The 14,467-nt window shown below is 69.7% G+C and carries 13 protein-coding genes; 2 read left to right on the forward strand and 11 right to left on the reverse strand.

Features of this window, described 5'->3' with window-relative positions; all coding sequences use genetic code 11:
• Positions 1 to 13: 13 nt before the first annotated feature.
• From DDE10_RS15680 to DDE10_RS15690, 3 genes are all read right to left on the reverse strand, one after another.
• Positions 14 to 2,170: a TonB-dependent siderophore receptor gene (locus tag DDE10_RS15680; protein ID WP_114953732.1), complete on the reverse strand. Its 2,157-nt coding sequence runs from the start codon at positions 2,168 to 2,170 to the stop codon at positions 14 to 16.
• A 130-nt stretch (positions 2,171 to 2,300) separates the two neighbouring features.
• Positions 2,301 to 3,449 carry a carbohydrate porin gene (locus DDE10_RS15685; RefSeq protein ID WP_162806660.1) on the reverse strand — a complete coding sequence of 383 codons (1,149 nt, stop codon included), beginning with the start codon at positions 3,447 to 3,449 and terminating at the stop codon, positions 2,301 to 2,303.
• A 5-nt stretch (positions 3,450 to 3,454) separates the two neighbouring features.
• The gene (locus DDE10_RS15690; protein WP_162806661.1) at positions 3,455 to 4,546 is read right to left on the reverse strand and encodes a PepSY-associated TM helix domain-containing protein; all 1,092 of its coding nucleotides are present in this window, start codon (positions 4,544 to 4,546) and stop codon (positions 3,455 to 3,457) included.
• A 146-nt stretch (positions 4,547 to 4,692) separates the two neighbouring features.
• Here DDE10_RS15690 and DDE10_RS15695 point away from each other — a divergent pair, with 146 nt between their 5' ends.
• Positions 4,693 to 5,322 carry a TorF family putative porin gene (locus DDE10_RS15695; RefSeq protein WP_162806662.1) on the forward strand — a complete coding sequence of 210 codons (630 nt, stop codon included), beginning with the start codon at positions 4,693 to 4,695 and terminating at the stop codon, positions 5,320 to 5,322.
• Between the two features lie 323 nt (positions 5,323 to 5,645).
• On the opposite strand, the gene paaE is transcribed toward DDE10_RS15695, so the two are convergent.
• From paaE to paaA, 6 genes are all read right to left on the reverse strand, one after another.
• Positions 5,646 to 6,722 (reverse strand): 1,2-phenylacetyl-CoA epoxidase subunit PaaE, encoded by a 1,077-nt coding sequence (gene paaE, locus DDE10_RS15705; protein WP_114953736.1) that lies wholly within the window; start codon positions 6,720 to 6,722, stop codon positions 5,646 to 5,648.
• 31 nt (positions 6,723 to 6,753) lie between these two features.
• Complete coding sequence (gene paaD, locus DDE10_RS15710) at positions 6,754 to 7,221, reverse strand: 1,2-phenylacetyl-CoA epoxidase subunit PaaD (RefSeq protein WP_114953737.1); 468 nt, start codon at positions 7,219 to 7,221, stop codon at positions 6,754 to 6,756.
• Complete coding sequence (gene paaC, locus DDE10_RS15715; RefSeq protein WP_114953857.1) at positions 7,215 to 8,045, reverse strand: 1,2-phenylacetyl-CoA epoxidase subunit PaaC; 831 nt, start codon at positions 8,043 to 8,045, stop codon at positions 7,215 to 7,217. Before paaC ends, paaD begins: the two co-directional genes overlap by 7 nt.
• Entirely contained in the window at positions 8,045 to 8,551 is a 507-nt protein-coding gene (locus tag DDE10_RS15720) for a DUF3291 domain-containing protein (RefSeq protein WP_114953738.1), read from the reverse strand. The genes paaC and DDE10_RS15720 overlap by 1 nt, the downstream gene beginning before the upstream one ends.
• A gap of 11 nt (positions 8,552 to 8,562) precedes the next feature.
• Entirely contained in the window at positions 8,563 to 8,847 is a 285-nt protein-coding gene (gene paaB / locus DDE10_RS15725) for a 1,2-phenylacetyl-CoA epoxidase subunit PaaB (protein WP_114953739.1), read from the reverse strand.
• Positions 8,848 to 8,954: 107 nt separating this feature from the next.
• Complete coding sequence (gene paaA / locus DDE10_RS15730) at positions 8,955 to 9,941, reverse strand: 1,2-phenylacetyl-CoA epoxidase subunit PaaA (protein ID WP_114953740.1); 987 nt, start codon at positions 9,939 to 9,941, stop codon at positions 8,955 to 8,957.
• 138 nt (positions 9,942 to 10,079) lie between these two features.
• On the opposite strand from paaA, the gene DDE10_RS15735 reads away from it, so the two are divergent.
• Entirely contained in the window at positions 10,080 to 10,799 is a 720-nt protein-coding gene (locus tag DDE10_RS15735; RefSeq protein ID WP_114953741.1) for a DNA alkylation repair protein, read from the forward strand.
• Positions 10,800 to 10,805: 6 nt separating this feature from the next.
• Here DDE10_RS15735 and DDE10_RS15740 read toward each other — a convergent pair whose 3' ends face one another.
• Positions 10,806 to 11,144, reverse strand: coding sequence for a hypothetical protein (locus DDE10_RS15740; RefSeq protein ID WP_114953742.1), 339 nt, complete (start codon positions 11,142 to 11,144; stop codon positions 10,806 to 10,808).
• A 28-nt stretch (positions 11,145 to 11,172) separates the two neighbouring features.
• Positions 11,173 to 14,424: a hypothetical protein gene (locus DDE10_RS15745; protein ID WP_114953743.1), complete on the reverse strand. Its 3,252-nt coding sequence runs from the start codon at positions 14,422 to 14,424 to the stop codon at positions 11,173 to 11,175.
• Between the last annotated feature and the right edge of the window lie 43 nt (positions 14,425 to 14,467).

Consider the following 14,467-nt stretch of genomic DNA (forward strand, 5'->3'; position numbering starts at 1 on the left):
GAGGAACGAGCCGTCAGAACTTCCGGGTGACGCTGGCGATCACCTGACGACGCTGGCCGTAGATGCAGTTGGAGAGACTCGCGCAGCGTCCGACATAGATGTCGTCGAACACGTTGGTGCCGTTGATGGCGAAGCGCCAGTTCGGCAGGTCGTAATGGATGATCGCGTCGAACAAGGTCGTCCCCGGCATGCGGAAGGCATTGGCATTGTCGCCGAAGCTGCTGCTGAGGTGGCGCATGCCGACGCCGAAGCCGAGCCCGGCGAGCGCGCCGCGCTGCAGGGTATAGTCGACGAACAGGGAAAGCTTGTGCCGCGGCGTCGTCACCAGCCGGTTGCCCAGCTCCCCGGGCACGTTGCTCGCCGTCACTTCGGCATCGAGATAGGTGTAGGACCCGTTCAGGGTCAGCATGTCGCGGATCCGGGCGACGCCCTCCAGCTCGAAGCCGCGGACCTGCGCCTCGCCGACCTGGATCTGGTCGAACGGCCCGGCCCCCGGCGAGGTGTCCAGCGTCGGAATGTTCTGCTGGGTGACGGAGAAGGCGGCGGCGCTCGCGAAGATCCGGACCGGATCGCCGGGCGCGCCGCGCTCGAACTTGATCCCGCCCTCGAACTGCTCGCCGGTCGACGGGACGAACGCATTGCCGAGCCGGTCCTGGCCCGCCACCGGCACGAACGAGGTGGCGTAGCTGAGATAGGGCGCGAATCCGTTCTCGAAGATGTAGTTGGCGCCAAGGCGATAGGTGAACTTGTCGACCTCCCGGCGCGTGTCGGCGTTGCGATTGCGGGTGTCGAGCCAATCCTGGCGTCCGGCGATGGTGAGCACGAGCCCGCCGATCCGCGCCTGCTCCTGCAGATAGACGCCGACCTGCTCGATCCGCTGGCTGGTGAAGGGAAAGAAATCCGGGGTCACGATCGGCGCCGCATTGTAGACCGGATCGAACAGGTCGATCGGGCTGGCCGCGGCGAATCCGAAGAAGCTGGCATTGCGGAAATTGCGATAGTCGAGCCCGGCGGTCAGGCGATGGCCGACGGCGCCGGTGTCGAACTCGCCGTGGAAGCGGTTGTCGGTGGCGAATTCCTGGACGTCTTCCTTGTAAGGGAAATTCGAGCGCAGGACGGTGCGATTGTCCGGGCCGAGCCCGCTGCCATAGATGACGTTCTGGATCTCGCTATAGTCGAACCATTTGGTGTTCTGCTCGAAGCGCCATCCCTGCGCGATCGGCTGGAGCAGCTGGTAGCCGACGCCGAACTGGTCGCGCTCGTAGAAATTGTAGTCGGGTTCGCCGAGATTGGTGCTGACCGGCACCCGGCCGAGCGGATTGGGCAGCAGGGTGCCGACCGCGGGGAGGAAGCCGTTGGTGTCGCCGTCCACCCGATCGTGCTGGTAATAGCCGAGCACGGTGATCTGGGTTCCCCACGGCGCTTCGAAGCGCAGCGACGGCGCCAGGAACAGACGGTTGGCGTCGACGAAATCGACCTGGCTCTCGCGGTCGCGATAGAGAGCGGTCAAGCGGCCGGCGACGCCGTCTGCCAGCGCGCCGGTGACCGTGCCGTTGATCTGGAAATATTCGTCCGAGCCGTAGCGAAGGCCGATCTCTCCGCCGAACGCCGAGGAGGGCCGGCGGCTGGTGAGATTGTAGAGACCGCCCGGCGGCGCCGAGCCGTAGAGCACCGAGGACGGGCCCTTGAGCACGTCGATCGACTCGAAGCCGTACAGGTCGACGCCGACATTGGGGATGGTCGAGCTGATCGGCGCCTGCAGGCCGTCAATGTACTGGATCGGGGCGAAGCCGCGAAGGGTGAGGAAGTCGAAGCGCAGATCCGGCCCGTAATTCTCGCCGACGATGCCCGACGTGTAGCGGATGGCCTGCTGGACATCGACGAAGTTGAGCAGGTCGATCTGGTCGCGGGTGATGACCGAGACGGATTGCGGCGTCTCGAGCAAAGGCGCGTCGGTCTTGGTTGCCGACATGCTGCCGTCGGGCACGTAGTTGCGCGCGGTGACGACGATCATCTCCTCGCCGTCGACCTCCTGCCGGGTCGTCGCGTTGGGCGTCGTTTCCGCCTCCTCTTCAGGAGCCTGCGCAAGGGCCAGGCCCTGCGCCATCAAGGTCGCCCCGCACAGCAAGGCGGCGCGCACGCCCGCCTTGCACATCGTCCTGTTCCTCATGCCATTCCCCCTGTTCGACGCGTTTCACGCGCCATTTTCCGAAGAGCCTAATCTTCGTCCCGTTTCGCTGCGCTTGCGAACGGGTCGCAAGTCGTCTTGGGCGGGCCACCCCCCGCGGCGCAAGAGAGGATCAGAAGCTCAGGGCGGAGCGCAGGCCGATCGCGACCGCCGTCGGACGGCCGCGCACGCCGGACGGATCGAAGACGATCTGGACGTCGGGCTGGAGCGCGAAGGCTTCGGACAGCTGCGCCCGATAGGTGAGCTCGAGATTGAGCTCGCCACGCTCCGCATCCTCGAGCGCGCGATAGGCGCGGCTGAAGCGCACCCGCGCGAAGGCCAGGCCCAGCGCGTCGGAGCGGCGCCCGGCGATCGGTCCGCTCAGCACCAGCCCGCCGCCGAGATAGGCGGCGATGGCGTGGACGTCGGGCTCGGCGACGCCGATCCGCAGCCATCCCGTGAGCGCGCCCGGATCGTCCGGCTCGCCGGCAAGGCGCTGCTCGACCAGCAGATAGGCGCCGCGGGCGGTGTCGGTCCCCGGCGCGGCGAGCCGCTCGGCGGGCTCGCCATAAGCCCAGGCGCCGATCGTCGCCTTGCCGCCGCGCCAGCGCCGCTCGATCTCGCCGACGAACAGCGCCCCCTCCTCTTCGCTGAGCCGGATCACGGTGCGCGCGGGCCGGTCGGGATCGCCGGGAACGGCGTCGAGCACGGCGGCCCGCACCCGGGTGGATTCGCCGAGCGCATAGTCGACCCGCAGAGCGAGCGCGGTCACGGGGAAGATCGAGGGCCCGTTCTCGCCGGACTGGGAGAAATCGGGGCCGATGCCGTGCGAGCTGTTGAGAAAGAGACCGCCGGCTTCGTTGGCATCGAATTCGGAGTTGAGATCGTAGAGGCCGAAACGCAGCGACAGGCGGTCGCCGACCCTCTGGTCGACCCAGGCCTCGTAGAGCCGGACGGCGCGGACGCCGGTCTCGATGTTGCTGATCGCCTGGACGTCGCCGGCCAGGGGCTCCGAAAGGGCGGTGCCGTTATTGTACAGGAGCTGGGCATGGAGGCGGGCGCCCCGCCAGCCGATCGCCCGCTCGGCGTCGAGCGACAGACTCAGCGCGAGGTCGTCGAGATAGCGTATGCCGCGGTCCGATCCGCCATGCGTCACTGCCCAGACGTCGGCCGTATAGTCCACCGCGAGCGACACCGCCGGCGCGTCCTCTCCTTCGGCCCGGGCGGGCGCCTCGACGCCGGCGAAGGCGAACAGCAGGAACAACGGGTGATGCGCGCGCACGGGGCTCAGCCTCGGATCGCGCGCGCGCGGCGCCGCCGCCACCACAGCGACAGGCCGAGCAGGATCATCGTCACCAGCCAGGCGCCGATCGCCATCACCGCCAGCCGGCCGGGAAGCCCGCCGAGCTCGCCGACATGGAGCGGAAAGAGGATGTCCATGAAGCGACGCGCAGGCGGCGCGCCGAGCGCATCGTAGCGGCCGAGGATGCGGCCGTCGGCGGCGCTGATGAAGACGGTCGTCATGCCGTAAACGCGGCGCGGCTCGCCCGGCTGCAGGACCCGGATGCGATAGGATCCGTCGGTTGCCGAGGGGAAATAGACTCCGGCGATCTTCGATCCGGGAAACGCGCCCGTCGCGATCCGGGCGGCCTGCGCGAAGCCCACCGCGCGGACCGCCGAGGCTTCGGTCTCGTCCGCCGCGACCGGCGACGCGCCGATCAGCCGGCTCACGCCGCCTTCGAAGGTCAGCATGGTGCCGGCGCTGATCGTGAAGAAGGCGGGGAACACCGCCCACAGGCCGATGCCGCGATGCCAGGCGTAGCGGCGCGCCACCACCGCGCCCTTCCGCGGCGGCAGCAGGATCCGCCGCCAGCCGCTCCGAGGCCACGCCCGGACGAGCCCCAGAGCGAGGTTGGTCAGGAGCAGGAGACCGCTCAGGCCGATGATCCACCCGCCGAGATCGCCCGCCAGCAGATTGTGGTGGATCGTCACCAGGGTCTCGGTCAGGCCGCCATTGGCGAGCCCGTCGCCCGCATGATGCGCGCGCAGCACGTTGCCGCCACCGTCGATCAGCACCTGCTCCGGCAATCCCGCCCCCTCCAGAAAGACATCGAAGCGGTCGGGAGCGCCCGCCGTCGTCCAGAGCGAGCCGACGCGGCCTTCCGATCCGGGCGGCACCATTGTCTCCAGGCTGCGCTCGACCGCCTCGAGATCGACGGGAAGATGCGCACCCGGCACCATGGCATCGTCGATTTCCCAGTGAAAGACGATCAGGATCCCGGTCGCGGCCTGGACCAGCCAGATCGCGGCGACGGCGAGGCTGATCCAGCGGTGGGCAAGCAGCACGGCCGATCGGCGCGCGCGCGGAATCTCTGTCACGGACCTCCCACTCCCATTCTGGCTGGCGGCAGCCATCAATGAAGGCGGGGACCGGCCGATGCTGGCGTGAACAGGCCAGACTTTGCAGCTTCAGGGCCGAAGAACCGGCCTGCGCTTGATGTCTAACCGCGGCGTCGGCAGGCGCGATGACCATGTATTTCGATCTTCCGCCGGTCGATCCGTCGATCGAGATCCATCTCGCCACTCGCGGCTATTCAAAGGGACTCGCCCAGACCGAGGGGCCACAGCTGCTGGTCCGCGGCGAGCTCGTCTCCGGCCCTTTGTTTCTCGGCGCCTATTGGAAGAACGTCAGCGCGCCTGTGATCGACGGCGAGGCGGGCATCCTGGTCGGCGCGCGCACGTCAGTCTCCGGATTGGATCTCCAGGCCAGTGGCGCATTCAAGCATTATACCGGGATGGACGGCCCGATCGACGACGAGGCGGTCGAATTTGCGGTCGCCGCCAGCCGCCGCATCGGATCGCTGACGCCGCGCGTGTCGGTGACCTACAGCCCCGACGAGCTCGGCAGCACCGGCAAATCCTTATATTTCGAGGCCGGCGCGTCGCTCGAGGTCACCCGCTGGGGAACGCTGAGCGCCCATGCCGGCCGCCGCGAGCGCCGCGGCGGCAGCGACTATACGAGCTTCAATTTCGGCTTCGGCCAGCAGCTCACGCCCAATCTCAGCACCGAAATCCGCTATTACGACACGGCCGAGAGCGCTCTCGGCGACATCTATCGGGGCCGGGTGGTGGCCGCGGCCCGGCTGCGCTTTTGAGCAAGCCAGCGCGGGACGATGAGCTGGCTGTCCTGGACGCTGCTCTCCGCCGCCTTCGCAGAGATGACGGCCCTTTTCGCGAAGTCGGCGTCGAGAAGACTCCCGTGGGGCTGCGACCGGACGCCTCCTGGCTCCGAAATCTCCGTGCCCTCACGCTCGGGCCTCTGACCCAGGCCGCGCCGGTCGAGAAGCTCGGCGTCGTCCTCTTCGTCGACTTCGGCGTCTGCTCCTCGGCGAGCATCTGTCGCCGCGCGGCTGGCTGGGCGTCGGGCCGATCTGCGCCGGCGCCGGCCGCGTCGCCTTCAGGCCCAGCTGAGCCGGGATCAGGCGTCGTAGTCGAGCTCGACCTCGGCGCCCTTGGGCACCGACTGGCAGGTGAGGACGTAGCCGGCGGCGACCTCCTCGTCGGTGAGGCCGTAGCGCGCCGCCATCTCGACTTCGCCGGAGACCACGCGGGCACGGCAGGTGGCGCAGACTCCCGCCTTGCAGGCGAACGGCGCGGGCAGTCCCGCATTGCGGGCCGAGTCGAGGATGTTCCCGGCCGACGCGTCGAACGGCACCCGGCGCTTGCGGCCGTCGAGCGTGACCAGCATCGTCAGGCCCTGCGCCTCGCGCTGCAACGCCTCCATCTGAGCCGCGACCGCCGCCGCCGGCCGATCGGCGGTGAAGCGCTCGAGATGGATATGGTCGCGCGCGACGCCGCGCGCGGCGAGCGCCTGCTCGGCAGCGTCCATCATCGGCCCCGGCCCGCAGATGAAGAAAGCCGCCGCTTCGGCAGGATCGATCAGCGCGTCCAGGACCTGGTCGCATTTGCCGCGATCCAGCATGCCGTTGAACAGGTCGATGTCCCCGGCTTCCTCGGCGAGGAAGTGGTGGATCTCGAGCCGGTCCATGTAGCGGTTCTTGAGCTGCGCGAGCGCGTCGAGGAAGATGACCGACTGGCTGTCGCGATTGCCGTAGAAGAGGGTGAAGCGGCTCCCCGGCTCGGTCGCCAGACCGGTCCTGAGCAGCGACATGATCGGCGTGATGCCCGATCCGCCGGCGAAGGCGACATAGTGGTTCGCCGCCCGGGGTGCGAAATCCCAGGTGAAGCTGCCGTGCGGCGGCATGACGTCGAGCCGATCGCCGGCGGCCAGATTGTCGTTCGCCCAGTTGGAGAAGAGACCGCCGGCGATCCGCTTCACCGTCACCTTCACCTCGCCATCCTGCGGCGCGACGCAGAGCGAATAGTTGCGGCGAACCTCCTCGCCGCCGATCTCCGCCTTCAGGGTGAGATGCTGGCCGGGCCGGAAGCCGAAGGTCTCGCGCAACGCCTCGGGCACGGCGAAGCGGATCGAGACCGCTTCGGCGGTTTCCGGGACGATCTCGGCGATGGCGAGGTTGTGGAAGCTGACGGACATTCGATGTTCCGGATCGGGGCGCGGGCGCGGTTCAGTGGCACTTGAAGAGATCGAAGGGCTCGGCGCAGGCGCGGCAGCGCCACAGCGCCTTGCACGGCGTCGAGCCGAAGCGGCTGATCTCCTCGGTGTCGGTCGCGCCGCATTGCGGACAGGCGACCGTGCGCTCACCCGCCGGCAGGGGCGGCGCGATGCCGTAGGCGCGCAGCTTGCGACGCCCTTCCTCGCTGATCCAGGCGGTCGTCCAGGGCGGCGACAGCGCCGTGTCGATGCGCACCCCGCGATAGCCGGCGGCGTCGAGGGCGGCGCGGACGTCGCGCTCGATCACCTGGGTCGCTGGGCAGCCGGTATAAGTGGGGGTGAGCGCGACGCGCCCCGGCTCGACCGCCCGGACGATGCCGAGATCGACGATGGAGAGAACGGGGATCTCGGGATCGGGCACCGACTCGAGCACGGCCCAGATCCGCTCGACATCGTCGCGGGCCCGGGCGAGCGCTACCATTTCGAGTCCGGATAGGTGCGCGGCAGGAACTGCATGATGGCGAGCAGATGGCCGAGATGCTCGCTGTGATGGCCGCGGCGGCCGCCGAGGATCGGGCGCTGATCGGCCGGCGGCTCGAGGCCCGCCCCGGCGATGACCTCGCGCAGCCGGCGGTCATAATCGTCGCGGAACGCGGCGACGTCGACGCCGATGCCGCAGCGGACGGCCTCGGCCGCGATCCCGTCCATTTCGAACAGCTCGGGGACGAAGCGCCACATCCAGTCGAGCCCGTCGACCATTCGCCGCCGGCTTTCCTCGGTGCCGTCGCCGAGGCGGATCACCCATTCGGCGGCGAGATCCTGATGATAGGCGACTTCCTTCACCGCCTTGGCGGCGATCTCGGCGATGCGCGGATCGCGCGAGTTCGCAAGGCGATCGAACAGGCTCTTTTGCCAGGTCGAGAACAGCCACTGGCGCGCCATCGTCTGGGCGAAGTCGCCATTAGGCTGCTCGACCAGCCAGCAATTGCGGAAATCGAGGACATCGCGGTGGAAGGCCAGCGCATCGCCGTCGCGGCCCTTGCCCTCGACCTCGCCGGCGAGGTCGAGGAACAGGGTCGCCTGGCCGATCAGGTCGAGCGCCATGTTGGCGAGGCTGAGATCGACCTCGACCGACGGCGCATGGCCGCAATATTCGGACAGCCGCTGGCCGAGGATCAGCGAATCGTCGCCGAGACGCAGAAGATAGTCGAACAGCTTCTCGCGGGACGGCTCGGCCACGGGGGCGTCGAACGCGCCCTCGCCGCTGGTGCCGGCGGGCAGGTCGATGGGCGGAAGCGACGCCATCAGGCCCGCCCGACGCACCAGGGATCGGGCTGCATGTCAACCGGCGGCGATTCGACGCCCGGCACCGGATGGCGCGTCTTGAAAGTGAAGGCGTGCGGGCTCGGGCCGTAGCGATCGAGATACCAGAGCCGCGACAGGCCGTCATTGATCGTCGGCACGGTCCCGGCGGGCACCCACCAGAGCGCATGATAGGCACCGTCGAACCGGTCGAAATATTCGCGGCGCCGCGCCATCACCGGCGTGTGGGCGCTGCGATAGACGAAGGCGAAGAGCGAGTCCGCGTCGGTCCAGACCGACATGTTGAGGATGAACAGCGGATCGGGGGACACCTGGATGGCCGTCGCGTTGCCGCCCTCGTCCTGGAGCCGCCAGACGAAGCCGGGGCTCTCGTCGGCCAGCGCATTGATGCGGTCGAGATCGTCGAAGAAGGGCTGGACTCGCGGGTCGCCCTGCGGCGCCGCCAGCCGGCCGACATTGATCTGCGCGATATGCCATTCCCCGCTCACTTCGACCTCCTTCAGATATGCTTCACGTCGTCCGGAATGTCGTAGAAGGTAGGGTGGCGATAGATCTTGTCCATTGCCGGATCGAACATTGCCGCATCTTCCGCGGGATCCGACGCCGTGATCTGCGCCGACGGCACCACCCACAGGCTCACGCCTTCCATACGCCGGGTATAGGTGTCGCGGGCGTGGCGCAGCGCGATGCCGGCATCGGGCGCGTGGACCGATCCGACATGACGGTGCGCCATCCCGCCCTTGGCGCGGACGAACACTTCCCAGAGCGGCCAATCCTTCGACATCTTTCCTTCTTTCCGTCATTCCAGCGCAAGCTGGAACCTCAGTGCCTTACCCCACTCCGGACAAGAGAAGTGAGATCCCAGCTTGCGCCGGGATGACGTCGATCGGCTCAGGCCGCCTCGCGCGCCGCCTGCTTCTCCGCATAAGCGGCGGCGGCCTCGCGGACCCAGGCGCCCTCTTCCCAAGCGGCGCGGCGGGCCTTCATCCGCTCCTTCGCCACCGGTCCCTCGCCGCGGACGACGGCGTGGAATTCCTCCCAGTCGATCTCGCCGAAATCGTAATGGCCGCGTGCCTCGTTCCAGCTGAGAGCCGGATCGGGAACGGTGAGGCCGAGCGCCTCGGCCTGCGGCACCGTGATGTCGACGAACTTCTGGCGGAGCTCGTCATTGGTCTCGCGCTTGATCCGCCAGCGCATAGACTGGGCCGTGTTCGGGCTCATCTCGTCGGGCGGCCCGAACATCATCAGCGACGGCCACCACCAGCGGTTGAGCGCGTCCTGCGCCATCCTCTTCTGGTCCGCCGTCCCCGCGGCCATCACCATCATGATCTCGTAGCCCTGGCGCTGGTGGAAGCTCTCCTCCTTGCAGACCCGAACCATCGCGCGGGCATAGGGGCCGTAGGAAGTGCGCTGCAGCGGCACCTGGTTCATGATCGCGGCGCCGTCGACCAACCAGCCGATCGCGCCGATATCCGCCCAGGTCAGTGTCGGGTAGTTGAAGATGGTGCTGTACTTGGCCTTGCCCGAATGGAGCGCCTCGATCATCTCGTCGCGGCTCGTGCCCAGCGTCTCCGCGGCGGAATAGAGATAGAGACCGTGTCCGGCCTCGTCCTGCACCTTGGCGAGCAGGATCGCCTTGCGGCGCAGCGACGGCGCGCGCGAGATCCAATTGCCTTCGGGGAGCATGCCGACGATCTCGCTATGGGCATGCTGGGAGATCTGGCGGGTCAGGGTGCGGCGATAGGCTTCCGGCATCCAGTCCTTTGGCTCGATGAACTCGTCGGCGGCGACCCGCGCCTCGAAGGCGGCGAGCTTGGCCGGATCCTCGATCGCGGCGACCTTCCTGTCGCGGCTCTTCTGGAATTCAGTGGTGTACATGGCGGCTCCTTGGTCCCCTTCTATCATTAACCGACCGGTCGTTCAATGAATTGACGGGCATCACCGGAATCAACGCGCAAGCGGTCATCGGGTGGCATCGGCGTTGGCGCCAACCACCCTCCCGTCTAGACTGCTTCCATGTCCGGAGCCGCCACTGTCGGCAAGACTGCCTCCACGGCCGCCGAACCGCGGGTCGGCGATGCCTTGGCTTCGCTCGAGGCGCTCGGCAGCGCAGCGGTCCGCGAGGGGATGGCGCGCTACGGCATCGTGGCGTCGCGCGCGTTCGGGGTCGGCGTCGGCGAGATCCGCCGGCTGGCCAAGGCGTCGGGACGCGACCAGGCGCTCGCCGAGGCCCTCTGGCACACCGGCTGGTACGAGGCGCGGCTGCTCGCCGTGTTCGTCGCCGATCCGACCAAGGTGACTCCGGAGCTGATGGACCGATGGGCCGCCGATTTCGAGAATTGGGCGGATTGCGACACCGCCTGTTTCGACCTGTTCGACCGAACGCGGCATGCCTTCGCCGCGGTCGATCGATGGGCCGGAGATCCGCGCGAATTCGTCAGGCGCGCCGCCTTCGCCCTGCTCGCCAGCCTCGCCCTCCACGACAAGAAATGCGAAGATGGGCCGTTCCGCGAGCGGCTTGCGCTGATCGAGGCCGCCGCGGACGATCCGCGCAACTTTGTCAAGAAAGGGGTGAGCTGGGCGCTGCGCGCGATCGGCCGCCGCAAGAGCGCAGCGCTCCAGGGCGAGGCGCGGCGGCTCGCCGAGCGGCTCGCCGGCTCGGGCGACCGCACCGCGCGGTGGATCGGCAAGGATGCGCTGAGGGACTTCGACAAGGCAGCCGCTGCCCGGGGTTGAGCGGCCTTATTGCGGGATGCCGCGCGCCACCAGCGCCGCCTCGGCCCTCGCGAAGCGAGCCTCGTCGGCGAGATCGACGGAGACGATGAGGTCGTCGATGATCCGGATCAGATAGTAGAGCGGCACGAAGCCCCGCCGATCGTCTGGCGGCGCCGCATTGGCGAGGCCGGGGACGAGATGCTCGCCCCCGGCCTGCGCCGGCCGTTGCCCCTCCGGCCAGAAGACGGTCTCGCCGAGGCGATATCGATGCTCGCCGACGTCGCCCCAGCGGAAGGCGATGGTGAGGCCGCCTCCCTCCTCGCCCTCGTCGAGGAGCAGCCAGTTGTTGAGGCCCATCAGCGCCATCGGCTCACCGTCTCGCCTCTCCGCGTCTTCAGAATTCTCCCGCCAGTCCGACGCGGACGAGATTGTTGTCGTGGCCGGCGAGCGCGAAGCCGGCGGTGACGGCAATCGGGATGTCGGCCTCGAAGCGGTGAGCGATCGATCCGCCGACCGCCTGCTGACCGCGGAAATGGCTGCCGTTCAGCACCCACGCCGTGCGGCCGGGCTCGGATGGCATCGGCGCATGACCGAGCGCCGCCGCGGCGGCCGTGCCCGACCGGGCGTCCCGCCGATCGATCTGCATCGCCGCGTCCAGGCGGCCGATATCGCCGGGGCCGAAATCCGACAAAGCGAGATTGCCGGCCGCATCCGAAGTCACGAAAGCGGTCGCGCCGGTCTGTGCGGCGCGGCTCGCCGCCGAGCCCAGGCCGGCGAAGGTGTAGGTCGAGGCCGACGAGCCGAGCGAGACCTGGCCGGCACGGGTGGCGACGGCATTCTCGCCGATGGCGACGCTGCCGGGGGCGCCGGCGCTGGCATTGGCGCCCAGCGCGATCGCCGAGCGTCCCTCGGCCCGGCTCTCGCTGCCGATCGCGACCGCGCCGGTGCCGGTGGCGACATTGTTGTAGCCGAGCGCCACCGCCCCCTGCCCGGTCGCGATATTGGGATCGCCGATCGCCACCGCGCCGTTACCCAACGCGATATTGCCGGCGCCGATCGAGACGGCGGCGCCGTCGCGGGCGATCGCGCCGGTTCCCAAGGCGACGGAATTGGCGCCATTGGCATTGGCGCCCGAGCCGAGCGCGATCGCATTGGCGCCGCTCGCCGTCGGCCGATCGCCGCTGCCGTTGATCGCCAGATAGTCGGTTCGCGCCAGCGCCACGTCGGCGGTCGCCTGGGCGGCGGCGGCATTGGCGGCGGCGGTTTCGGCGATGGTCCGCGCCGACGCGGCATTGGCGAGCGCGTCGTCGGCCACCGAGCGAGCCGAAGCGGCGTTGGCGATGGCGAGTTCGGCCCGCGACTGGGCCGTGTCGGCGCGGCCGCGCGCCTCGTCGGCCGCCTGCTGCGCCGTCGCCGCATCGGCGAGGGCCTGATCGGCGGTGAGCTGCGCGGTGCCGCCGCTGGCGAGGGCCTGGGTGGCGAGGGCCTGCGCCTCGTTGGCGCGGACCTGCGCCGCGTCGGCGACGGCGCGGGCGTCGGCGGCATTGGCAAGCGCATTATTGGCCGTGCTCTGAGCCGCGGCGGCGTTGGCGATGGCGGTGTCGGCGGTGGTCTGCGCGGCTGTCGCCCGACCCAGTGCCGTCGTCGCGGTCGCCTGCGCCGCGGCGGCGTCGCCGCGCGCCGTGTCGGCCGTCCCTTGCGCCCCATTCGCAGCGGTCAAGGCGGCGGCGGCACCGGCGGCCGCATTGTTGGCGGTGCCCTGCGCGCCGGAAGCCGCCGCCACGGCATCGTTCGCCGTCGATTGCGCGGCATCGGCACTGGTCTGAGCCGAGGCCGCCTCGAGCCGCGCCCGGTCGGCCGTTCGCCGGGCGTAGTCCGCAGCGAGCAGGGCGGAATCGGCCGTGCCCTGGGCGGCGCCCGCCGCCGCCTGCGCCGCCGCCGCCTCGGTGCGGGCGGTGTCGGCGGTCGACTGCGCCGCGGCGACATTCTCATTGGTGGCGAAGAGTTGGCCGCCGGTCACCGCGTCGGCGCTGCCGGCGGCGACATTGCCGGCGGAGACATTGACTATGGCGCGCGTGCGCTGCGCCGTCCCGACCGAGACGGTGTCGGCGACATCGGCGACGGAACCGAAGCCGATCGCGACCGCCCCCTCGGCCGAAGCGGAGCTGTAGCCGCCGAGCGCGATGCTGCCGTTGCCGGTGGAGACGGAGCGCACGCCAAGACCCACCGACTCGAATCCGGTTCCCAACGCGCCATAGCCGGCGGCGAGACTGGACACGCCGGACGCGAGCGCGCCGCCGCCGAGCGCCGTCGCCTGTCCCCCGGAGCTCCGGGCGAAGTTGCCGAGGGCGACGGACTGGGGACCGCGCGCCTCGCTGGTCGGGCCGATCGCGACGGTCCGGATATCCGCCGCCTGGGCTCCACGGCCAATCGCGATGGTGTCGGCCGCCGCCGCGCCGGCGCGCGTACCCAGCGCGATGGAGTCGGTGCCGTCGGCATGGACGGCGCCCCCGAGCGCCACGCTGCGCGTGCCCGCGGCGACCGTCCGCTCGTCCGGGGTCACAACGAGGTCGCCATTGATATTGTACCAGCCGCCGATCGCGATCGCGTCCTCGCCCGTCGTCTGGCTGAGCGTGCCGATCACGACGCTATCCTCGCCGCCGCCCCCGGTGAGATAGCCGATCACGGTGCTGCGATCGCCATTGGCCTGGCTGCTCTCGCCGATCGCGATGCTGTTGGACGCGCCGGCGCCGGCGCCATAGCCCAGCGCCACGGACCCGCCGCCGCCGCCGGCATAGGCGTTGACGCCGAAGGCGATGCCGTGAGCGGCCAGCGCATAGCTGTCGACGCCGAGCGCCATCGCGTTATAGCCTTCGGATCGGGCTTCGCGGCCGAGAGCGATCGTGTCGTTCCCCGTCGCCGCGGAGTCGACGCCGATCGCGACCGCATTAAGCCCAGTCACGCTGCGGCGGCCGATGGCGACGCCGTCTTCCTCCGACGCAGTCGCCTCGTCGCCGATCGCGATCGAATAGGCGCCGGCGGCGAGCGCCCTCGTCCCCAAGGCGGTGCTCGACAGGCCGTCGGCGTGTGCGAGGAAGCCGAAGGCGGCGCTATCGTCGCCCGTCGCGCGGGCGATAGCCCCGAAAGCGCTCGAATGGGCGCCGGACGCCGCCGAGCTCTCCCCGGCGGAAATGATGCCGTCGCCGTCCAGATCGACCACCGTCCCGACGAGGACGCTCGAATCGCCCGAGGCCGCCGCCAGAGCGCCGACCGAGACGCTGCGGCTCCCGGCCGCGCTTGCGGACTCGCCGATGGCGACGGCACCGTCGCCGTTGGCGGAGGTGTCATAGCCGATGGCGGTCGAGCGGAGACCGGCGGCCAAAGCGGAATCGCCGATCGCGGCCGAACCGTTGCCGGTCGACTCGGCGCCATTGCCGAGCGCCGTGCTATATTCGCCGGAAGCCACGGCGGTCGGCCCGCAGACGGTAGCCTGGACTCCCGAGGCGGTGCCTCCGCCGGCTTCGCAGACGATCTGCGCCGCGGCTGGCGCCGAGCCGCCGAAGCTGGCACCGGCGAGAGCCAGAAAGGAGGCCCGGGCCGTCAGGCGGCGGCGCCTCCTCGTCGAGACAGCGAATTTCGACTCCATTCCGTCCTCCCCCCGCCCGGCGGGAGGCGGCCGCGACGGCGGC

Origin of the sequence: Sphingosinicella terrae (assembly GCF_003347635.1) — a bacterium.
Taxonomy (GTDB): Bacteria; Pseudomonadota; Alphaproteobacteria; order Sphingomonadales; family Sphingomonadaceae; genus Allosphingosinicella; species Allosphingosinicella terrae.